The sequence below is a fragment of the Actinomyces sp. ICM39 genome (genome assembly GCF_000282935.1).
In the GTDB taxonomy this organism is placed as follows: domain Bacteria; phylum Actinomycetota; class Actinomycetes; order Actinomycetales; family Actinomycetaceae; genus Pauljensenia; species Pauljensenia odontolytica_B.
Genome location: NZ_ALCB01000107.1, coordinates 1 through 20,777, shown reverse-complemented (window position 1 = coordinate 20,777; position 20,777 = coordinate 1). Strand labels below are relative to the sequence as shown.

General features: G+C 65.3%; 15 protein-coding genes. 13 read left to right on the top strand and 2 right to left on the bottom strand.

Annotated features, from left to right (window positions below):
• Positions 1–2,300, bottom strand: a 2,300-nt coding sequence (locus HMPREF1137_RS06905) for an alpha-L-fucosidase (protein ID WP_007590351.1), incomplete at its 3' end; no start/stop codon positions are given.
• Positions 2,301–2,767: 467 nt separating this feature from the next.
• On the opposite strand from HMPREF1137_RS06905, the gene dnaK reads away from it, so the two are divergent.
• The 12 genes from dnaK (at position 2,768) to HMPREF1137_RS06845 (ending at position 17,157) form a co-directional block, all read left to right on the top strand.
• Positions 2,768–4,603: a molecular chaperone DnaK gene (gene dnaK / locus HMPREF1137_RS06900; RefSeq protein WP_007590341.1), complete on the top strand. Its 1,836-nt coding sequence runs from the start codon at positions 2,768–2,770 to the stop codon at positions 4,601–4,603.
• Positions 4,600–5,256 (top strand): nucleotide exchange factor GrpE, encoded by a 657-nt coding sequence (locus HMPREF1137_RS06895; protein ID WP_007590345.1) that lies wholly within the window; start codon positions 4,600–4,602, stop codon positions 5,254–5,256. The genes dnaK and HMPREF1137_RS06895 overlap by 4 nt, the downstream gene beginning before the upstream one ends.
• Positions 5,257–5,295: 39 nt before the next feature.
• Positions 5,296–6,345, top strand: coding sequence for a DnaJ C-terminal domain-containing protein (locus HMPREF1137_RS06890; RefSeq protein ID WP_007590353.1), 1,050 nt, complete (start codon positions 5,296–5,298; stop codon positions 6,343–6,345).
• Between the two features lie 3 nt (positions 6,346–6,348).
• Entirely contained in the window at positions 6,349–6,903 is a 555-nt protein-coding gene (locus tag HMPREF1137_RS06885) for a heat shock protein transcriptional repressor HspR (RefSeq protein ID WP_007590343.1), read from the top strand.
• 565 nt (positions 6,904–7,468) lie between these two features.
• On the top strand, positions 7,469–8,779 hold the full coding sequence (locus HMPREF1137_RS06880; protein WP_007590360.1) for a Mur ligase family protein: 1,311 nt from the start codon (positions 7,469–7,471) through the stop codon (positions 8,777–8,779).
• Positions 8,776–9,516, top strand: coding sequence for a type 1 glutamine amidotransferase (locus HMPREF1137_RS06875; protein WP_007590347.1), 741 nt, complete (start codon positions 8,776–8,778; stop codon positions 9,514–9,516). The genes HMPREF1137_RS06880 and HMPREF1137_RS06875 overlap by 4 nt, the downstream gene beginning before the upstream one ends.
• Before the next feature lie 77 nt (positions 9,517–9,593).
• Positions 9,594–10,268 (top strand): hypothetical protein, encoded by a 675-nt coding sequence (locus HMPREF1137_RS06870; RefSeq protein ID WP_007590364.1) that lies wholly within the window; start codon positions 9,594–9,596, stop codon positions 10,266–10,268.
• 83 nt (positions 10,269–10,351) lie between these two features.
• Entirely contained in the window at positions 10,352–11,758 is a 1,407-nt protein-coding gene (locus HMPREF1137_RS06865; RefSeq protein ID WP_007590374.1) for a DUF418 domain-containing protein, read from the top strand.
• Positions 11,759–12,102: 344 nt separating this feature from the next.
• On the top strand, positions 12,103–12,765 hold the full coding sequence (locus tag HMPREF1137_RS06860; protein ID WP_007590349.1) for a type III secretion system chaperone family protein: 663 nt from the start codon (positions 12,103–12,105) through the stop codon (positions 12,763–12,765).
• Between the two features lie 121 nt (positions 12,766–12,886).
• Complete coding sequence (gene clpB / locus HMPREF1137_RS06855) at positions 12,887–15,499, top strand: ATP-dependent chaperone ClpB (protein WP_007590378.1); 2,613 nt, start codon at positions 12,887–12,889, stop codon at positions 15,497–15,499.
• A 75-nt stretch (positions 15,500–15,574) separates the two neighbouring features.
• Positions 15,575–16,357, top strand: a complete 783-nt coding sequence (locus HMPREF1137_RS06850) for a TetR/AcrR family transcriptional regulator (RefSeq protein ID WP_007590359.1) — start codon at positions 15,575–15,577, stop codon at positions 16,355–16,357.
• A complete protein-coding gene (locus tag HMPREF1137_RS06845) occupies positions 16,354–17,157 on the top strand; it encodes a serine hydrolase domain-containing protein (protein WP_007590362.1) in 804 nt (267 codons plus the stop codon). The genes HMPREF1137_RS06850 and HMPREF1137_RS06845 overlap by 4 nt, the downstream gene beginning before the upstream one ends.
• A 78-nt stretch (positions 17,158–17,235) precedes the next feature.
• On the opposite strand, the gene HMPREF1137_RS06840 is transcribed toward HMPREF1137_RS06845, so the two are convergent.
• Positions 17,236–18,051: an exodeoxyribonuclease III gene (locus tag HMPREF1137_RS06840; RefSeq protein ID WP_007590372.1), complete on the bottom strand. Its 816-nt coding sequence runs from the start codon at positions 18,049–18,051 to the stop codon at positions 17,236–17,238.
• Positions 18,052–18,190: 139 nt separating this feature from the next.
• On the opposite strand from HMPREF1137_RS06840, the gene HMPREF1137_RS06835 reads away from it, so the two are divergent.
• Positions 18,191–20,777, top strand: a 2,587-nt coding sequence (locus HMPREF1137_RS06835) for a choice-of-anchor M domain-containing protein (protein ID WP_007590355.1), incomplete at its 3' end; no start/stop codon positions are given.

Genomic DNA, 20,777 nt, shown 5'->3' with positions numbered 1-20,777 from the left:
AGGATCAGCGCGTTGGCGCCGGTGCGGGCCAGGCCACCCTTGCCACCCTGTTCGGGGGCGGGAGCCGGGGCCGCGGAGGGCTGCTCGCTCGGAGCGGCGCTCGGCTCCTCGGCGGGTGCCGGGGGAACGGTGACCGTCAGTGGAGCGGTCGCGGAGACGACCGGCGCGCTGGACTCGGCGACAACCGTGTGGTCCCCGGCCTCGGTGTTGGCGGGGACAGTCACCTCAGCGGTGAAGTCACCGTTCTCGTCCGTGGTGGCGGTGCCGACCTCGACGGGCTCAGAGTGCAGCGTGAGCGTCACGGTGGACTCGGGCGCGAAGCCCGTGCCCTTCACGGTGACGGTCTTGCCGGCCTCGACGGTCGTGGGATCGACGGTCACGGCGGGGGTCGAGAGCTTCTCGGCCTTGACGGTAACCGACTTGACGGTCGTGTCCTTGCCGAAGCCCTTGAGGGCGTACGTCGGGTTGTCGTATTCCAAGGTCACGCGAGCGGTCTGGTTCGGGCCGATCGTGAAGGGGCCGACACCTTCCTTGAGCTGGGCGACGGTCAGGTCCTTAATGACCTGTCCGGCGACGGTGACCTTGTACTTCGCGTAGGTGTCCGTGAAGCCTTCGGTGTCGAAGGCGACGCTCACGCCCGAGGCGACCTTGTCGCCCGAGGTGATGGAGGCCGTGAAGCTGGTCTCGCCGGTCTTGGGGGTGGGGGCCTTGAACTTTTCGAGGCCGGAGGCAGGGATCGTGGTCGCGTCGGTGCCGATGGTGGTCAGGCCGGTGGGCACGTAGTTGGGCGTGCCGTTCGTGGTGACCGTGACGACGGGGAGGATCTCGTCGGGCTGCGCGGGCAGCGTGATGACGAGGTCGTTGCCCTCGACCTTGTAGGTCAGGGCCGCGTCGGAGCCGTCCAGCTTCACCGAGGAGATGTCGTTGGCGCCGGCGCCGCGCAGCGTAATCATGCCGTCGGCGGGCCACTTCTCGATGCCCAGGTAGATGTGGGAGTCATCGACCATGGTCTTACCCCAGGTTTCGATGGGGAAGTGGGTCGGGCGAGAGTTGTTGAGGATGCCGGGGTGAGCGCGGTTCCAGTCGCCGACGCCCTTGAGGACGGAGGCGTCCCACGGGTCGTAGGAGCCGTCGAACTTCGGGCCGACGTTGAAGAGGAACTGACCGCCCAGGGCCACGGTCGAGAACATGTTGCCCACGATCTCGGTGGTCTTGGTGTGGGCGCCGCCAGGGGCCTTACGCAACGCCGTCGTGTTGTCGACGTCGATCATGTGGTCCCAGTCTTCCTCGGAGTAGTCCGGGTAGCCGGTGTCCTTGAACTTGGGGGCAGCGTCGTCCCAGTTCGCGTAGCCCCAGGTCTTGTGGAAGATCGAAACGGCCGACTCCCAGGGACCCTGGGTCTGCTCGGACTGCATCTCGTTGTCCCAGCCGACCTCGAAGTCCGCGCGGTCGTTGCCCACGCGGGAGTTGATCATGATGTTCGGCTGGAGCTCGTGCGCCCACTGGCGCAGCTGGTCGGACTGCTCGGGGTTCGGCTTGCCCATGTCGTACCAGAGCTCGGCGATCTCGCCGTACTTGCCGCCGAGGAGTTCCTTGAGCTGCTCATGGATGTAGTCCATGTAGCCCTCTTCGTTCAGCGTGTTGTCGTTACGCCACGGGTTCTCGGGCTGCTTCTCCCAGTCGATGTTGGAGAAGTAGAGGCCGAACTTGATGCCGACCTTCTTGCAGGCCTGCGACAGCTCGAGGAGTGGGTCGCGGTGCGAGGGTGACTGCTTGGTGAAGTTGTAGTCGGTCGTGGCCGTGTCCCACATGGCGAAGCCATCGTGGTGCTTGGAGGTGATGAGCAGCATCTTCATGCCGCTGTCCTTGGCCTGCTGACACCACGCGGTCGCGTCGAAGTTGGGAGCCTCGAAGGTCTGGGCGGTGGCCAGGTACTCATCACGGGGAATGCCCTGCAGCGGAATGCGGGAGTCCCAGGTCTGCTGGTGTCCCCACGCCTTGATCTGCTCGGGGTAGCCCACTTCCTGCTTCTGGCCCTTGTACCAGCCTGCGTAGGAGGAGTAGACGCCCCAGTGGATGAACATGGCGTACTTCATGTCCTGCCACTGTGCGACCTTTGTCTGGTCAGAGGCTGCGACGGCTGCGGGGATCGCGTAGCGCGCGTCGTAGGTGGCCTGGGTGGTGGGGGCGCCGGACGGGGCACCGTCGGCTGCTGGCGTGTCGGCCAAGGCGGGACCTGCCATTCCTAGTGTCAGTAGGCCGGCAAGGAGGCTGCCAGCCAGTCGTTTCGTGATGCGCATCAAGTCTCCATTGATTGACGGGGCTCTCAGTCGTTGAGAGCGTTACTAGTTTGCCAGAGGAAGGGTGTAGTACGCCACTTTCGAATTTTGCAATAACTTACGATGGGCTTTCGTCTGACTTACGGACGCTTGACACTATGGAACTTTTGGTAGCGCCAGACCGTGTTTCGTCTAGCCAGGTGGGATGGAATAAAAGTGAGCAAACAAAGTTGAGTACATCAGACTCAGGTTTTGAGTAGCTCAAGCTTGTGGGGCTCGACGATGGAATAAAAGTCGATCCCGCAAAGTTGAGTGAATCAGACTCAGGTTTGAGAGCTTCGGGTTGCGGAATAAAAACCCTGCTCCTAAAGTTGAGTACAACAGACTCAAGGATGTGTCGGGACCTTCCCGGCACCACATAGACCACACAGACCAACGCGAGCCGCTCCGGAAGCGGAGACGGCCTCGTGAACGAAAGGAAACCAACCATGGCACGTGCAGTCGGCATCGACCTCGGTACCACCAACTCCGCTATCGCCGTCCTCGAAGGCGGCGAGCCCACTATCATCCCCAACGCTGAAGGCGCCCGCACGACCCCCTCGGTCGTCGCCTTCTCCAAGACCGGTGAGGTCCTGGTTGGCGAGATCGCCAAGCGCCAGGCCGTCACCAACGTTGACCGCACCATCTCCTCCGTCAAGCGCCACATGGGCACCGACTGGACCACGGAGATCGACGGCAAGAAGTACACCGCGCAGGAAATCTCCGCGCGCATCCTCATGAAGCTGAAGGCTGACGCCGAGGCCTACCTGGGCGAGCCCGTCACCGAGGCTGTCATCACCGTCCCCGCCTACTTCAACGACGCCCAGCGTCAGGCCACCAAGGACGCCGGTCAGATCGCCGGCCTGAAGGTCGAGCGCATCGTCAACGAGCCCACCGCCGCGGCCCTGGCCTACGGCCTCGAAAAGGGCAAGGAAGACGAGCTCATCCTGGTCTTCGACCTCGGTGGCGGCACCTTCGACGTGTCCCTCCTCGAGGTGGGCAAGGATGACGACGGCTTCTCCACCATCCAGGTGCGCGCCACCTCCGGCGACAACAACCTGGGCGGCGATGACTGGGATCAGCGCATTGTCAACTGGCTGATCGACCAGGTCAAGGCCAAGACCGGCGCCGACCTGTCCAAGGATGCGGTCGCCCTCCAGCGCCTGAAGGAAGCCGCTGAGCAGGCGAAGAAGGAGCTGTCCTCCGCGACCTCCACGAACATCTCGCTGCAGTACCTGTCCATGACCGCTGACGGCCCCATCCACCTGGATGAGTCCCTCACGCGCGCCAAGTTCGAGGAGCTCACCTCCGACCTGCTCGAGCGCACCAAGAAGCCCTTCCGCGATGTCATGGCCGAGGCCGGCGTGACCGTCTCCGAGATCGACCACGTCGTGCTCGTCGGCGGCTCCACCCGTATGCCCGCCGTCACCGAGGTCGTCAAGGAGCTGACCGGCGGTCGCGAGCCCAACAAGGGCGTCAACCCCGATGAGGTCGTCGCCGTGGGCGCCGCCCTGCAGGCCGGCGTCATCCAGGGTGACCGCAAGGACGTCCTGCTCATCGACGTGACCCCGCTGTCGCTCGGTATCGAGACCAAGGGTGGCGTCATGACCAAGCTCATCGACCGCAACACGGCCATCCCGACCAAGGCTTCGGAGATCTTCTCCACCGCCGAGGACGGCCAGCCCTCCGTGCTCATCCAGGTCTACCAGGGCGAGCGTGAGTTCGCCCGTGACAACAAGCTGCTCGGCACCTTCGAGCTGTCCGGCATCGCCCCGGCCCCCCGTGGCGTGCCGCAGATCGAGGTCACCTTCGACATCGACGCGAACGGCATCGTTCACGTCTCCGCGAAGGACCGTGGCACCGGCAAGGAGCAGTCGGTGACGATCACCGGCGGTTCGTCCCTGCCCAAGGAGGACATCGACCGCATGGTGCGCGAGGCCGAGGAGCACGCCGCCGAGGACAAGAAGCGCCGCGAAGAGGCCGACACCCGCAACCAGGCTGAGCAGACCGTCTACGCGACGGAGAAGCTGCTCAAGGACGAGGCCGACAAGATCTCCGAGGAGACCCGCGAGGCCGTCCAGAAGGACGTCGACGCCGTCAAGGAAGCCCTCAAGGGTGACGACATCGAGGCCGTGAAGACCGCCATGGCGACCCTGTCCGAGTCCGGCATGAAGATTGGCCAGGAGATCTACGCCAAGCAGCAGGCCGACGAGGCCGGCGCCCAGTCCGCGCCCGCGCAGGACGACGTCGTGGACGCCGAGATCGTTGACGAGGACAACAAGTGAGCACCGAAGAAACCAACGGTTTCTCGGCGCCCAACGAAGACGCCAACGTCGCCGGGGCCGACTCCTTCGAGTCGGCCCCGGCCGGCCAGGCGGCCGAGAACAACGAGACCGCACCCGGCGCGGATGACGCTGCCCAGGCCTCGTCCGAGGGTTCGACCGACGACATGAGTGCCTTCGAGGAGCAGATCGAGGACTCCGACCTCGCCAAGGCCCTCGAGCGTATCGCGAGCGTCGAGGACCAGCTGGCCCGCGCCAACGCGGAGCTGTACAACCAGGGCCAGGAGTACGCCAACTACGTGCGCCGCTCCAAGGAGGCCATCCCCGGCCACAAGACCGCGGGCCAGGACGAGGTCATCGAGTCGCTCATCAGCGTCCTCGACGACATCGCCGCCGCCCGCGCGCACGGCGACCTGGAGGACGGCCCCTTCGCGTCGATCGCCACGAAGCTCGAGGAGACGCTCAAGACGCGTTTCGAGCTCGAGCGCTACGGCGCCCCGGGCGACGACTTCGACCCAGCCCTGCACGATGCCCTCATGGCGACCACCAGCCCGGACGTCGACCATCCCGTCATCGGGCAGGTCCTCGCGAGCGGCTACCGCCGTGGCGAACGCGTCGTGCGCGCCGCGAAGGTGCTGGTGAACAACCCTGAATGACATCGACACGCTCGCAACTGAAAGAGAGGTGACACGCGCGTGAGTGAACAGGAATGGTTCTCCAAGGACTTCTACAAGGTCCTCGGAGTCGACAAGACGGCGGACAAGAAGGCCATCACCAAGGCCTACCGCAAGCTGGCTCGGCAGTGGCACCCGGATCAGAACCCGGGCGACAAGGCCGCTGAGGCCAAGTTCAAGGAAATCGGCGAGGCCTACGCCGTCCTGTCCAATGACGAGGACCGCAAGCGCTATGACGCGATCCGCGCGATGGCCGGCGGCGGGGCACGCTTCTCCGCCGGATCGGGCGGTGCGGGCGGCTTCGAGGACCTCTTCGGTGCCTTCGGCGGCGCCGGAGGCTTCGGTGGAGGCGGCCATAACGTGCGCTTCCAGACCTCCGGCATGCCCGGCGGCGGGGCTGGCTTTGAGGACATCCTCTCCGGCCTCTTCGGCGGTGGCGGCGGTGGCGCGCGATTTGGGGGCGACCCCTACGGCTCGCCCTTCGGCGGAGCCAGTCACGCCCAGCAGGCGGCGCCCACCCCTGAAAAGGGCGGGACCGTGCGCGCAAAGCTGGCCATTTCCTTCCGTCAGGCCCTGAACGGTGCGACCCTGACCATCAAGGTTGGCGGCTCTCCGATCAAGGTCCGCATCCCCGCGGGCATTAAGGACGGCCAGAAGGTCCGCGTCAAGGGCCACGGCAAGCCCGGCATCAACGGCGGTCCCACCGGCGACCTCGAGGTCGCCGTGACGGTCAAGCCGCATCCCGTGTTCTCGCGCGAGGGTGACGACCTGGTCCTCACCCTGCCCGTGACTGTGTCCGAGGCCATCCTTGGCACCGTCGTTGACGTGCCGATGATCGACGGCAACACCGCCACGGTCAAGGTGCCTGCGGGTTCCTCCTCGGGTTCCGAGATTCGCGTGCGCGGCGGGGGAGTGAAGACCTCCAAGGCGACGGGTGACCTGATTGCCCGCGTGGCGATCCAGGTTCCGGACAAGCCGAGCCGCGACCTCAAGAAGCTCGCGAAGGAGATCGCGAAGGCCGAGGGTGACCTCGATGTCCGCGCATCCCTGTTCGAGGCCGTGGAGGAGTAAGCCATGGCGAAGACGGGATCGGACGATGCGATCACGTTCGTCATCTCGGTTGCGGCCGAGCTGGCGGGCATGCATCCGCAGACCCTGCGCCAGTACGACCGCCTCGGCCTGGTGATCCCCGCCCGTACTAAGGGGCGGGGACGCCGATATACGAAGCGGGACGTGCAGCGTCTGCGCGACGTGCAGCGGATGAGCCAGGAAGAGGGCATCAACCTGGCGGGTATTCGACGCATCCTCGAGCTCGAGCGGCGCGTCGAGGCCTTGGAAGAGGAGCGCGACGCCCTGCGTGGGGCGGTCGCAGCGGCCGAAGCCAAGCGCAACCGCGTGTTCGCTGCGTCTGCGGATGGACAGGTCATGCCGATGCGCCGAGGCCAGCGCCCGTGGGATAGCTCCTCGAGGTCTGAATCTCGCTCCGGGGGCTCTCTCACCGTGTGGAATCCGGTGCGGGCGCTCGCGGCGCTCGCCTCCTCCGAGGCTTCGGCGCGTTCGGCCCTTCCGGCTGCGCCGCGATCGAATGGGCGCGCGGTGATTGAAGGGACGATTGTCTCTCGCCGCTAGGCATCGACACATAAAGGACTGCGGGACCCATCCAGTGGATGGGTCCCGCAGCATAATTCGATCGAGGATCCGGGGGCACACAGGATCCCCGACCGAAGCCTGGAACAGGCGACAGGCTTGCGCCTGCTGAACATAGTTTTACCAGGTCACGGTGGGTTTTGATAGTCGATTCTTGAGGTGTCCATCGCTTGGCACAAACGTGCAGGGGCTCCGTGAAATGCGTGCGTCAGATTCGCTACTATTTTTTTGGAAATGCCCTCTGACCTGCAATTTTGTCGGCGGATGCACCTTTTCCTTGAAAATGCTCATGTTGTGGGCCGGTGGGACGATGCTCTTGGGTGGCTCATCGGTCGATATTGACCGGTGGGACATATCGACGCCATCACAGAGAGATGGCGTGGATAACGTCGATATGCAATACGTAACTATCTGTGCAGGTCAGGTACGTATCAGCGTGTCGCGCGAGGAAAGCGGTCCGAGTGGCGCCCCTCGTCTGTGTCCTGATAGCGAGGATCGAGATGCGTCGGCGGCGCAACCGACGCCCCGCATGCGTTAACGTGGATGCATGACGAAATCTTCGCATCACCTGTCGGTGCGCTCTCGCCTGGCCACAGCGGCCGGTGGCGCCGCCCGCTTCGCATCGCGTGCCCTTGGGCGCGGCTCCGGGGGCATGATCGGCGGCGAGGTTGCCCTGCGTATCTCCCCGAAGCTCCTCGAGGAACTGGCCGCCCCCTTCTCCTCTGTCATCGTGACCGGCACGAACGGCAAGTCGACGACCACGCGTATGGTGCGCGCGGCGCTGGAAAGCGCGGGGCCCGTCGCCTCGAACATCAACGGCGACAATATGACCTCCGGTGTCCTGACGGCGCTCATGCAGGGTAAGGGGGCGACGCGCGCAGCCCTTGAGGTCGACGAAATGCACGTGCCCGGCGTCGCCGCCGACGTCAATCCATCGGTCTTCGTGTACCTGAATCTCTCGCGCGATCAGCTCGACCGCGTCGGCGAAATCGGCTCCGTCGAGCGTCGTCTGCGCGACGGGGCATCTGCGCATCCGGACGCCGTCGTCGTCGCCAACTGCGACGACCCGTTGATCGTCTCGGCCGCCGCCGACAATCCGAACGTCGTGTGGGTTGCGGCCGGTGGTGGATGGGGTGCAGACTCCGCCGCATACCCGCGCGGTGGCCGCGTCGTCCGCTCCGGCGAGGACTGGCACCTGATTCCCGCTTTCGACGGCGAGGAACTTCCTGAGCTCAGCAGCCGTCCTCAGCCTCAGTGGTGGCTCGAGGACGTCGAGCTGGCCCCCGAGGGCCCGCGTGCGACGCTGCGTGGACCGGACGGTGTCAGTGTTCCCCTCGAGCTGAAGCTTCCCGGGCGCGCCAACCTTGGCAACGCCGCGCAGGCCGTCGCCGCCGCCGTCGCCATGGGCATCGACCCCGCGGCTGCCGCCGCGGCCGTCAGTAGTGTCACCGAGGTCGCCGGACGCTACTCCGTCCACAACGTCAACGGTCGACGCGCGCGCCTCATGCTCGCCAAGAACCCCGCCGGTTGGCAGGAGGCCATGACGATGATCGACCCGCGCGTCGAGCAGGTCGTCATCGGAGTGAACGGCCAGGTGCCCGACGGCCAGGATCTCTCCTGGCTGTGGGATGTCGATTTTTCCGCAGTTAAGCAGCCCGGCCGTCGCGTTGTCGCCTGTGGTGAACGTGGCGCCGACCTTGCTGTGCGGCTCGAATACGCGGGCGTCCACTGTGACCTCGTCCCGCTGCCCATGGACGCCCTGGCCGCGTGCGAGCCCGGCCGCGTCGAGATGCTCCTCAACTACACGGCCATGCGCGACTTCAAGGTCCTGCTCGATCGAAAGGAAGGCACCCGATGAGCGCCTCCACGCTGCGAATCGGCGTCCTCATGCCCGAGGTCCTGGGGACCTACGGCGACAGCGGCAACGCACTGATTCTGGCCGAGCGCGCCCGCAGGCGCGGTATCGACGCCGAGGTTGTCCACGTCGGCCTGACCGAGGAGATCCCCGAGAGCCTCGACATCTACACGCTTGGCGGAGGTGAAGACACCGCCCAGGCGCTTGCGGCCGACAAGTTCCGCGGCACCTCCGGTCTCGCCCGTGCCCTTGACGCGGGCCGCCCACTCCTGGCGATCTGTGCCTCCCTGCAGGTGCTCGGTCACTGGTACGAGGATGCGCGCGGCGCACGCGTTCCCGGCATGGGAGTCCTCGACATTACGACTCGCCCTCAGGGGCACCGGGCTATCGGCGAGCTCGTCTGCGAGCCCGTCCTTGAGGGGCTCACGCAGACCCTCACGGGCTTTGAAAACCACGGTGGAGGCACCGTCCTCGGCCCCGAGGCCTCCCCGCTGGGGCGCGTCATCTCGGGCGTCGGAAACGGTACGCCCCAGGGAGAAGAAGCACCTGAGGTCCGCTACGACGGCGCTGTCCAGGGCTCCATCATCGCGACCTACATGCACGGTCCCGCGCTCGCGCGTAACCCCGAGCTGGCGGACCTGCTGCTTGAGCGTGCCACCGGAACCACGCTGGAACCCCTCGAGGTTCCCGGCGTCGCGCAGCTGCGTGAGGAGCGCCTGCGGATTGTCCGCCAGGCCTGACGTCGCTGCCGGTGTTATCACGCCGTATGCACGCGTTGCTATGCTGACACATAAGAATTTCTAGGAAGGCTTTCCTCATGTCGAATCCCAGGCCTTACGGAGTCCCCGGCGAGCAGGGCACGCCCTGGCCGCAGTACGGACAGGACGGCACCATGCCCGCCCAGGGCGGCTACCCGGGCGCCGCGTACGCCGGTCCCGCAGTCATGCCACCCATGAACCTGCCCAGTCGAGCTCCGGGCACGATCATGATTGTTCTGGGCCTGCTCATGATGCTGATCATCGCCCCGGTCATCTTTGCCGTGGTCGCTGTCTCAGGCCTCAACACGGAGGCGCCCGAGGATGTGAACGCCGTCAGCATTACCAATGGCGGGACCGTCGAGGTTGGCGCCAACGGGCAGTACACGATCCTCCTCGGCGACGTCGAGGCAACGTCGTGCACGATGACGGACACGGATGGCGACGTCTACGACATGCACTCGTTCGCCGGGATTAACAACTACTACACGGCCACGGATCTGCCCGCGGGTACCTACCGCATCGACTGTGAGGGTCTGCCTGCGGGAGCCGACATTGCGGGCATGGATGCCAGTGCTGGTGACATCACGAAGTCCAGCACGAATGGCCTCATTTGGTCTTCGGTGGTCGGCGTCAGTGGCACGATCATCATGATTATCGGCATCGTGCTGGTAGTGAAAGCCAACGGCAGGCGCCGAGAGCTTCGCCAGCAGGCGATGATGTCGGCCATCGGCTGACCCATGGCACACATGGAGGGGCGAGGCCCCGGAGAAACTCCGGCCTCGCCCCTTTTCTATCCCAGGTAGAGCGAGAGGACCTCATGCACACCCTGTCTTTCACGGGCGCACGCCAGGTGCGTTTCCCTGCACCAGACGTTGCGCGCGGCCTCATGCTTGCGCTCATTGCTCTGGCGAATGTGCCCTTTTGGATTGCTTACTTCCCGGAGACTCCCCGGGCAGGACACGCTGCGCTCGCGGCTATGGGCAGCGCCGACCAGTGGTGGTACCTGGCGCGGACCCTGTTCGTCGATCGCAGGGCCTACCCGCTGTTTTCGATTCTCTTCGGTTTTGGCATGGCGATCATGGCCTCGCGCACGATCGAACGCGAGCGCCGCTTCGCGTTGGACGCTCTTCCCCCTGAACTGAGCGCTGGCTGGAACCCCGTCCAGTGGGAGATTTTTCGCGATCGTGTCGAGCGCCGATCCCATCGTGCGGCCGCGCGTCTGATCCGCCGCCGCGGGTGGTGGATGCTCGCCTTTGGCCTGGTGCACGGCATCGTCTTTTCGGGAGACATCATCGGTGCCTACGGCCTCGTCGCGGTCATCTTCGCCGAAGTGATCGTCATGAGGCGTGGGTGGGCTCGCATTCTTGCGGGTTCGCTCATTGCAACCTTGAGTCTGATGGGTATAACGATGGGTGGCGCGATGATGGGGCGAGAGCCGATGGTGCTGGAATATCACGGACCCATGTCGCTCAACGCCTGGTACCCGCTGGTGTCTTTTGGGTCCTGGCTCGTCGCGACGCCTGCGACGGTGTTGACGGCGCTGGTGGTCCCCTGCGTCATGATCGGCGTGGGAGTTGCGCGCTGGGGCTTCCTGCAGGATCCGCGTGGGCGTGGGGCGCTCCTGGCGGGCATCGCGTTCGGAGGTCTGGCGATCGGTGCGCTGGGAGGCGCGCCTTTCGCGCTCATGCAGCTGGACTGGGCGTTCTCCAATTCGGCCGCCTGGTCCTATCCGCTCTTTCATGCGTCCGGTGTTGCGGGCGCCTGCGGCTGGCTGGCGCTCTTGGCGCTCGTGGGCGGCGGTCCGCGGGAGAAGCTGGGCACGGTGTGCGCGTTCCTGAGTGCGATTGGCCGACGCTCGATGACGGCCTATCTCTCGCAGACGCTGCTCTTCATTCTCATCTTCAGCGTGCTCGGCGTGTGTGGCGTGCGTTCGCTGGGGGTGGCGGTGTCCGGCCTCATCGCGCTGGGGGTGTGGGCGCTTATCGGGATCGGTTGCGTCATTGCCGAGGTTGCGGGTTCCTCTCGCGGTCCCGCGGAGTGGGCACTGCGTTGGCTCGTGACGAGGAGTGCGAGGACTCTGCCGCTGCCCGATCTGCCGCTCGTCCCCGGTGGAGGTGCCCCGGCCTCGTCGATTCCGGTGCCCCAGGTTCCCGCGCCGCCTGCTGGGTATGGTGAGACGTCGGTGAATGGTGGGAGTGTGGGCAATCAAAATTGCTCTATTTAGTAGAAACTTTTGAGTTCCGCAAGGGCTATCTGCAAATGTGAGCAACCATACATATGAGGGAGAGGTGTTTCGAGCGCCCCGGGTGAGCTGCGACGATGGTGTCGCCCGCCCGGTCTCGCCGAGTTAAAGAGGGGTCGCAAAGCCTTGGGGGCGTTGGTTTTTCGCGGTTTCTGCGCTACTGTGAAGGTACCAAGACACGTGCTGGTAACACGACGAGGTGAGCGGAGGAGGCGCCAATGGGTGTGCATGTGCAGGCCAAGGTTAGGGGCGGTCGGCGCGCTTTCGCCCCGTCGGTAGCGACGCAGTGGCGCGTTAACGAAGATCGGCACGAATAGGGGATCATCATGGGCTGGCTATGGCGGGCGGATGCCGACGGTGGAACCGACGGCGAGGAGACGCCTCGCCGCCGCGATCTGCCAGACGATATCGCCCCTGATATGGAACAATGGGAGGGTAGCAACGCAGCACCTCCGGAAGGAATTGTCACGGGTAATTCGGAGTTTGAGGCCAATCGTTTCGATATGGTTCGTCCCATCACGCAGGAGCGCTTAGGGCTCCTTTTTGACTCTGAGGGATGGGCCTGGCGTATCGACAGTGATGGGGACCTGTGTGGCTTCTGGGAAGGGCACCTGTTCTGCTTCCGCTTCCTCGGTGATTCGCGCGAGGTTTTGTCCATTGTTGCTTTCATGAAGAATCTCGTCCCGATTGAATTTGGCGAGGATCTGCGTGACTTCCTCCAGGCGTGGCATGGCGAGTTCCTGTGGCCCAAGGCCTACGTCGCTGATCAGGACGAGGGGGACCGTGTCGTCGCCGAGGTGAATGCTGATTACGAGTATGGCGCGACGGATGCGCAGCTCGTGCAGCAGGTGATGTGTGCGCTGGCGACAACCCTTCAGCTTTTCCGTGCGCTCGAGGAGCGCTATGGTCTCGATGATGATGAAGGGCCCGGTCCTGCCGGTGGTCATCAGCGCGGGTTTGACGGCCCCGCCTGGCTTCCGGAGAACTGACTCACATCCTCCCCAAAATTGAAGTTGAGTGGAATAGACTCAACTTTAGCTTCGTTGTGACTGTCAGAAGGCGTCAAGTGACTCGACGCCACCAGACAAGAACTTTTGGAGGAGTGATTTCATGGCACATGAAATGACAACGAAGGCGCAGGAGGCCGTCTCCTCTGCGCTGCAGGCTGCCGGTGCAGCCGGTAACCCGCAGGTGGAGCCTATTCATCTGCTTGAGGCATTGATTGAACAGCGCGAGGGCATCGCGCTCTCCCTGCTCGAGGCCGTTGGGGCCGACGTGCGTGCGATCGGCGCGCGCACCCGCAATGCCCTCGTGGCGCTCCCGAGTGCGCAGGGCGCATCCACCGGAAGCGCCCAGCCCTCGAACGCTCTGCTCGCGGTCGTCCGCGACGCGGGTGAGCGCGCCGAGGCCGCCGGCGACCAGTACATCTCGACCGAGCATCTGCTCATCGCGCTGGCCGCATCGCAGACCGAGGCGGGTCGTATCCTCTCTCAGGCTGGAGTCGATGCTGATGCGCTGACTCAGGCGCTCGCGCAGCTGCGTCCCGACCCGATTACCTCGGCTGACCCCGAAGGGTCCTTCGAGGCCCTGTCCAAGTACGGCCGCGACCTGACCGAGGTGGCGCGCGAAGGAAAGCTTGACCCGGTTATCGGCCGCGACAACGAGATTCGCCGCGTCGTGCAGGTCCTGTCTCGCCGTACCAAGAACAACCCGGTTCTGATCGGCGAGCCGGGCGTCGGTAAGACGGCCGTCGTTGAAGGCCTCGCCCAGCGCATCGTTGCGGGCGACGTTCCGGAGTCCCTGCGCGACAAGCGCCTCGTCTCCCTCGACGTAGCATCGATGGTCGCCGGCGCGAAGTACCGCGGTGAATTCGAGGAGCGCCTGAAGGCGGTGCTGTCCGAGATTTCTCGCTCGGACGGGCAGATCATCACCTTCATCGACGAGCTGCACACCGTCGTTGGTGCGGGCGGCGGCTCTGAGGGTGCGATGGATGCGGGCAACATGCTCAAGCCCATGCTCGCCCGTGGCGAGCTGCGCATGGTCGGCGCGACGACACTCGACGAGTACCGCGAGAACATCGAAAAGGACCCGGCGCTGGAGCGTCGCTTCCAGCAGGTGTTCGTCGGCGAGCCCTCGGTCGAGGACACCGTCGCGATCCTGCGCGGTATCGCGCCGAAGTACGAGGCTCACCACAAGGTGACCATCTCCGACGGCGCGCTCGTTGCCGCGGCGACCCTGTCTAACCGCTACATCACGGGGCGTCAGCTGCCTGACAAGGCGATCGACCTGATCGACGAGGCAGCCTCGCGCCTGCGCATGGAGCTGGACTCCTCGCCCGTCGAGATCGACGAGCTGCGCCGCAGCGTGGATCGCCTCCGTATGGAGGAGTCCTACCTGACCGAGTCCGATCCGGAGGGTCTGGATGAGGCTACGCAGGAACGGCTGAGCAAGCTGCGCGCGGACCTCGCCGACCGCGAGGAGAGTCTGCGTGCTCTGACGGCTCGCTGGGAGGCTGAGAAGGCTGGTCACAACCGCGTTGGTGACCTGCGCGTCCAGCTCGACTCGCTGCGTACCCAGCTGGACCTGGCCGTGCGCGAGGGGCGATGGGAGGAAGCCGGGCGCCTGCAGAACGGTGAAATCCCGGCAGTTGAGCGTCAGATCGCCGAGGCGGAAGCGCAGGCCGAGGAGCAGGATGCCCGAAGCGACGACGAGCCGATGATCGCCGAGAAGGTCGGCCCCGCAGAGATCGCCGAGGTGATCGAGGCGTGGACCGGAATTCCGACGGGTAAGCTCCTGCAAACGGAGACGGACAAGCTCCTGCACATGGAGGATGAGCTCGGAAAGCGCCTCATCGGTCAGAAAGATGCCGTGCGTGCGGTGTCCGACGCGGTCCGCCGCTCCCGCGCGGGCCTGTCCGACCCGAACCGTCCGACCGGTTCGTTCCTTTTCCTCGGGCCGACGGGTGTTGGTAAGACAGAGCTGGCCAAGGCGCTCGCGGAGTTCCTCTTCGACGACGAGCGTGCGATGGTGCGTATCGACATGTCCGAGTACTCTGAAAAGCACTCGGTGGCGCGCCTTGTCGGTGCCCCTCCGGGGTACGTGGGCTACGAGCAGGGCGGTCAGCTGACCGAGGCGGTGCGCCGTCGTCCCTATTCCGTGGTTCTGCTGGACGAAGTTGAGAAGGCCGATCCTGAGATTTTTGACATTCTTTTGCAGGTTCTGGATGATGGGCGTCTCACTGACGGACAGGGGCGGACGGTCGACTTCCGCAACACCATTCTGATCCTCACCTCGAACCTTGGATCGCAGTTCCTGGCGGACCCCGACTTGACACCCGAAGAAAAGCGGGAGTCTGTCATGTCCGTCGTGTCGGCGGCCTTCCGTCCGGAGTTCCTTAATAGGTTGGATGAGACGGTTATGTTTGACGCTCTTACCCGCGAAAATCTGGGAGAGATCGTCGATTTGCTCGTCGCGTCACTGGAGTCTCGCCTGCGCGAGCGTCGCATCGGTTTGACAGTAACCGAACCGGCCCGTGGATGGCTTGCTCGAGTCGGCTATGATCCGGCCTTCGGAGCACGTCCGCTGCGCCGCTCGATTCAGCGGGAGATCGGTGATCGACTGGCCAAGCTGCTGCTCAGTGGAGACGTTCAAGATGGTCAGAATGTGACAGTTGACATTAACGACTCCATTGATGGGCTTGTCATGAATGTTGATAAACCCTGAGATTGCGCGGTACACTGACTACCAGTGTGTATTTCGGGCACGCGGTATGTGGTGCCCGCAACAGCAGGAGATGATATGACAACCCAGAGGAAGGCCCGTGGCGCCTACTCCGTAGGACAGGCGACGCGTGAATCCATCCTCTCGGCAGCGATGGTTCTCATCGCGGAGAGGGGCTATAACGGCTTCTCTCTGCGCGACCTCGGTCGTCGAGTCGGTATTTCGCACCCCGCCGTCGTCTATCACTTCCCCTCCAAGGAAGCGATCCTGCGCAGTGCGATCCAGCGCCACGAGGAGATGAACGCTCTCTTCGACGTCACCATTAACGAGGAGATGGAAGGCGGCTTCGACGAGGGTGGCATCACCGCAGGCTCGTTCGTTGACTGGGCGGTCGGAGAGATGCGCTTCGCCATGAAGCCCGGCGCCGACGCGGCGATCGCTCTGGACTGTGTCCTGTGGGCTGAGTCGTCCTCCGAGTCGCACCCTGCACACGCGCACTACAAGTACCGCACCCAGCAGATGGAGGAAGCCCTCACTGCGATGATCCAGACCTTCGTCGAAGAGGAGGGTGCCGATATCGGTACTACTCCTCGCACCCTGGCGAAGATCCTCATTCGCTACTGGTACGGATCGGTCGTTTCGGCTCGCTACAACGATGAGCCGATCGACGCCCGCGAGTTCGTCGCGGACTTCCTGGCCGTGTGCGTGCAGCTCCTGCACCTGCCCGCGCACTACGTCCTCCAGCTCGGCGCTTCGGTGCCCGAGGAGGTTGCTGAGGTCTACGCCCGCACACTGCGTAAGATCAGCGAAAAGACCACTGCGGCCGCCGAGGTTGGTGCGGCCCCGGAGGCCACCGCGTGATCGGCCCGCTGCCGTCTTTCGATGTCGCCCTCGTCCTTCGTGTCGAGGGCGACGTCGTCTTTGCGCACGGAGACGTCGATCGCGTCTTCCCGCTCGCGTCGGTAACCAAGCCGATCGTCGCCTGGTCGGTGCTGGTTGCTGTCGAACGAGGCCTGATTTCCCTCGATGATCCCGCGGGTCCCGAGGGGGCGACGGTCCGTCACCTGCTCGCCCACGCCTCGGGCCTGCCGTTCGAGGGGCGCCGCCCCGTCGCTGCTCCCGAGAAGCGCCGGATCTACTCGAACGAGGGCTTCGACGTCCTCGGCGAGGTGATTGAGGCCGCGACTGGCGTCGGCATTGCGCAGTGGGTGCGCGAGACGGTCTTTGATCCGCTTGGCATGGCGACGGCCGATATTCCCGGTAGCCCCGCCCATGCGGGCGTTGCCAGTGCGTCCGACGTCAGCCTCTTCGGCGCCGAGCTCGCACGCCCAACGTTGCTGAGTGGGCCCTTGGCAGCCCTCGCGGCACTGTCGCAGTTTCCTGCGCTCGCAGGCGTTGTGCCCGGCTACGGGCGCTTCAATCCCTGCCCGTGGGGCCTCGGCCTCGAGATTCGCGGTGAGAAGTCGCCGCACTGGACCGCGCCCGACGCCTCCCCGCGCACGATCGGGCACTTCGGACAATCCGGCTCCTTCGTGTGGGCGGACCGCGACCTTCGCGCCAGCGCCGCCTTCGTTGGCGCGGAGCCTTTCGGGCAGTGGCATCACGACAACTGGTCAGCCCTCAATTCCGAGCTGCTGCGCCTCGCGCGCGAGCATGCGTAATCGATACGGAACGAGGCCTGGGCGCACGCCCAGGCCTCGACCCGTGTCGGCCGGCTGAGTTCCGGCCTCGTTTACCTCTTAGTCGACGTCGATGATGACGGGCACGTGGTCGGACGCGCCCTTTCCCTTGCGCTCGTCGCGGTCGATCTGTGCGCCGCTCACGCGCGCGGCGAGGGCCGGCGAGCAGTAGGCGAAGTCGATGCGCATGCCCTCGTTCTTGGGGAAGCGCAGCTTTTGGTAGTCCCAGTAGGTGTAGTTTGTGACGCGCTCGCGCGTGACCTCAACCCAGCCGTCCGCGGCGAAAGCGGCGAAGGCCTCGCGCTCGGGCGCCGACACGTGCGTGGCTCCCTCGAAGGCGCTCATGTCCCACACGTCCTCATCGAGGGGAGCGACGTTCCAGTCGCCGACGAGGGCAATCAGGGCGCTCGGGTCGGCGAGCCAGCCGCGGCCCTGCTCGGCGAGGTTCGCGAGCCACTCCAGCTTGTAGGCGTAGTGCGCGTGCGTGAGCTCGCGGCCGTTGGGGACGTACAGGCTCCAGATCGTCATCGACGAGGCCTGCCCATCCCCGGAGGGGAGTGTGTCGGTCGTGTCGATGGTGACGCCGAGCGCGCGAGCTTCGACCACGGGCGGTTCGCCGAAGGCGGGCTGGGTGGGGAAGTGGTCCTGCACGTCCAGGATCGGCAGACGGGAGGCGACGGCGACGCCGTTCCACTGATTGAGACCGTGGATGGCGACGTGGTAGCCGGCCTCCTCAAATGCTTCCGTAGGGAACTGGTCGGGGCGGCACTTAATTTCCTGCATCGCCAGCACGTCTGTGCCTGAGCGCTGAAGGAAAGCAATGACGCGGTCGACGCGCGTGCGGATGGAGTTGACGTTCCAGGTCGCAAATCTCATGGGGTCGAGCCTATCGGCGGGGGAGAGAGGAGGCTGCGTGAAACACGCGTGAAACATGCCTGATCGCTGTGAGTTGTGTGAGAGCTTATTTAGAGTGATAATGATTCTCACCTACAACATAGCTAGAAAAGGCACTCGAATGTCACACCTGCGACGCATCAGCACAGCTGCGCTCGCCCTCTTCCTGGCATTGACCCCCGCCGCCGCGTGGGCCGGTCCCGACCAGGATAAGGAATGGATCGTTACCGGACAGCACGTTGATGCACCCATCCCCGTCTGGCATGACGACACCAACAGCTTCTCTCTGAACACCATCAACATGCCGATGGAGAAGACCGCTCTGTGGATCCCCAAGGCGTGGACCGGCACCGGCGAGAAAGACGAGGCGAAGTCGCAGCTCGTCATCCCGGCGAAGCGTCCCGACCTGGCCTTCTTGGGTGCCGAGGGCACCGTCCTGAACGCTGCGCCTCAGAATCCTGGCCCCGGTAACACGCCCATCTGGGCGGGCCTCGGCGCCGGCGAAATCGGCGACACCGACAAGTTCGAAGGCGAGACCTACACGCTCGACCTCATCAGCGTCGACGGCCCGGGCCGCATGGAGATGTTCATCGACAACGGTGACAGCGTGAACCGCTTCCTCTCCAGTCACGACACCGCGTACCGCAGCGTCTACAACCCGCGCCACACGCACCTGTACACGACCTTCACGCAGCCGGGCCGCTACGTCGCGAACTACAAGATGACCGCCCGCAGCGCCGACGGCACTGCCATCTACTCCTCGCCGATCACGCCGCTGGTCTGGCAGGTCGGCGGCGCGAACCCCGCCGACGGCACGATCAAGGACATTGAATCCGCGTACAATGCAGCGCGCGCTGAGCGCACCGACGGAAACGCCGCCACTCCGACCCTCACCGTGTCCCACCACGCCGAGCGCGAACACCCCGGTGATAACCACCTGACCGACATCACGCTCGACACGGGCGTCGCCACCGACACGGGCCGCGCGTGGATCACCGTCAACGGCTACTTCCTCACCGAGGTTCCCGTTGAAGGTGGCCGAGCTACCGTCTCCGAGCTGCTCGGCGCCGATGCTGCGGCCGTTCAAGCGATCTACATTCCCGGTGACTCCGCCTCGGCGCGCTGGATCTCGCAGACCGTCCACTACTCGCAGAAGGACACCGAGCCCGTCACCGTCGGCGGCACCGACACGATCCTCGGTCCCTCCAACCCGGACCCGGCTCCCGTGTGGAACCCCGACCACCTGCCGATCTCCTCGCGCCGCGTCGAGGTCTCCTACGACCTCCTCCCCGGCTCGACCGATCAGTACACCGCCACGGTGCGCGCCAACGACCCGACCCTGCGCGCCACCTACAAGATCGAGTTCCTCGAGTCCAAGTGGGATTTCAGCCCCTGGTGCTCCATGGAAGGCACCCTGGGCGCGGGCGGCATGGACATGAAGACGCAGGACCTCGGCGTGTGCCAGACCGACCCCATGTACATCCGCGTCACCCTGCGCCCCCACCCGCTCTCGGACGCGGTCATGACCGTCGCTGATGCCTCCGACGTGACCGTCGGTTCCCATGTGGGCCTGACTGCGATGCTCAAGATGCGCGACGGCATCGCCGCCCCCGAGGAACCGGAGCCCGCGCCGAACCCGACGCCCGCGCCTGCTCCCGCCCCCGACAACGGCGGAAACGACGCAACCCCGGCCCCGGCCTCGTCCCTGCTGAGCGACCCCGTCGAGATCGCGCGCGGACACCTGGACGTGCGCCTCACCCAGGCGAGCGGCGAAGGCGGACTCACCTATGGCCTGGCCGTCAAGGACGACTCCCTGACCAACGCGCGCACCTCCGTGCTGCGCACCGTCGGCTCCACGACCCTCACGGTTGCACCCAACGCGCGCTTCGTGCGTCCCGCGTCCCTGTCGGATGCGAGCTACGACGTGCTCGGACCGGTGGGCACTGCCACCTACGTGCTGCCCGAGACGCAGAACAGTGACATCGTGTGGCCTGGCCTGTCCACCGAGGGTATCGACTACGCTGCCCTGCCCGAGGGTGCCGACCTGACCCTGCACCTCGCGCAGGCTCCCGAAGGTGCGCGCGTTGCATTCTTCCAGGGCGGCACCTTCGGAGCGGGCGCGAAGGTTCACTTCGACTCAACGAAGGGCGACGGGGTCGTCCACACGACAGAGGCGACACACATGCACGGCAACTGGGTCTTCAGCGCGCCGGGTACCTACCGCATCGAGGTGGGCGCACGCAGCGGTGAACGCAGCCTCGTCGAGCCTCAGTCCTTCACCGTGATCGTCCGATCCGGACACCGCAATGAGCAGCCCGCGCCGGTCGACGAAGAGCCCGTCCCGACGCCGTCTCCCGGACCCTCCCCGGTGCCGGAACCGGTCCCCACCCCGGCACCTGAGCCGACCCCGGCGCCTGAGCCGACCGCGGACCCTGCTCCCGCGCCCACTGCGGATCCTGCTCCGTCACCTGAACCGACCGTCGATCCGGCACCGGCTCCGACCACGGATCCCGCACCTGCGCCTGCTCCGAGCGTTGACCCCGCACCGATGCCGACGCCGTTCCCCGCACCGACGACGGATCCGGCGCCTGCTCCGGCTCCCTCTCCGACCGCGGACCCGGCCCCGGCACCCGCGCCGAGCGCTGAGCCTGCGCCCGCACCTGCACCGAGTGCGGACCCGGCACCCATGCCTCGGCCCTTCCCGGCAC

Excerpts from the sequence above, each read along its gene's own strand:
- dnaK (WP_007590341.1), top strand. The coding sequence starts at position 2,768 with ATGGCACGTGCAGTCGGCATCGACCTCGGTACCACCAACTCCGCTATC.
- HMPREF1137_RS06885 (WP_007590343.1), top strand. The coding sequence starts at position 6,349 with ATGGCGAAGACGGGATCGGACGATGCGATCACGTTCGTCATCTCGGTT.
- clpB (WP_007590378.1), top strand. The coding sequence starts at position 12,887 with ATGGCACATGAAATGACAACGAAGGCGCAGGAGGCCGTCTCCTCTGCG.
- HMPREF1137_RS06870 (WP_007590364.1), top strand. The coding sequence starts at position 9,594 with ATGTCGAATCCCAGGCCTTACGGAGTCCCCGGCGAGCAGGGCACGCCC.
- HMPREF1137_RS06865 (WP_007590374.1), top strand. The coding sequence starts at position 10,352 with ATGCACACCCTGTCTTTCACGGGCGCACGCCAGGTGCGTTTCCCTGCA.
- HMPREF1137_RS06875 (WP_007590347.1), top strand. The coding sequence starts at position 8,776 with ATGAGCGCCTCCACGCTGCGAATCGGCGTCCTCATGCCCGAGGTCCTG.
- HMPREF1137_RS06860 (WP_007590349.1), top strand. The coding sequence starts at position 12,103 with ATGGGCTGGCTATGGCGGGCGGATGCCGACGGTGGAACCGACGGCGAG.
- HMPREF1137_RS06850 (WP_007590359.1), top strand. The coding sequence starts at position 15,575 with ATGACAACCCAGAGGAAGGCCCGTGGCGCCTACTCCGTAGGACAGGCG.
- HMPREF1137_RS06880 (WP_007590360.1), top strand. The coding sequence starts at position 7,469 with ATGACGAAATCTTCGCATCACCTGTCGGTGCGCTCTCGCCTGGCCACA.
- HMPREF1137_RS06840 (WP_007590372.1), bottom strand. The coding sequence starts at position 18,051 with ATGAGATTTGCGACCTGGAACGTCAACTCCATCCGCACGCGCGTCGAC.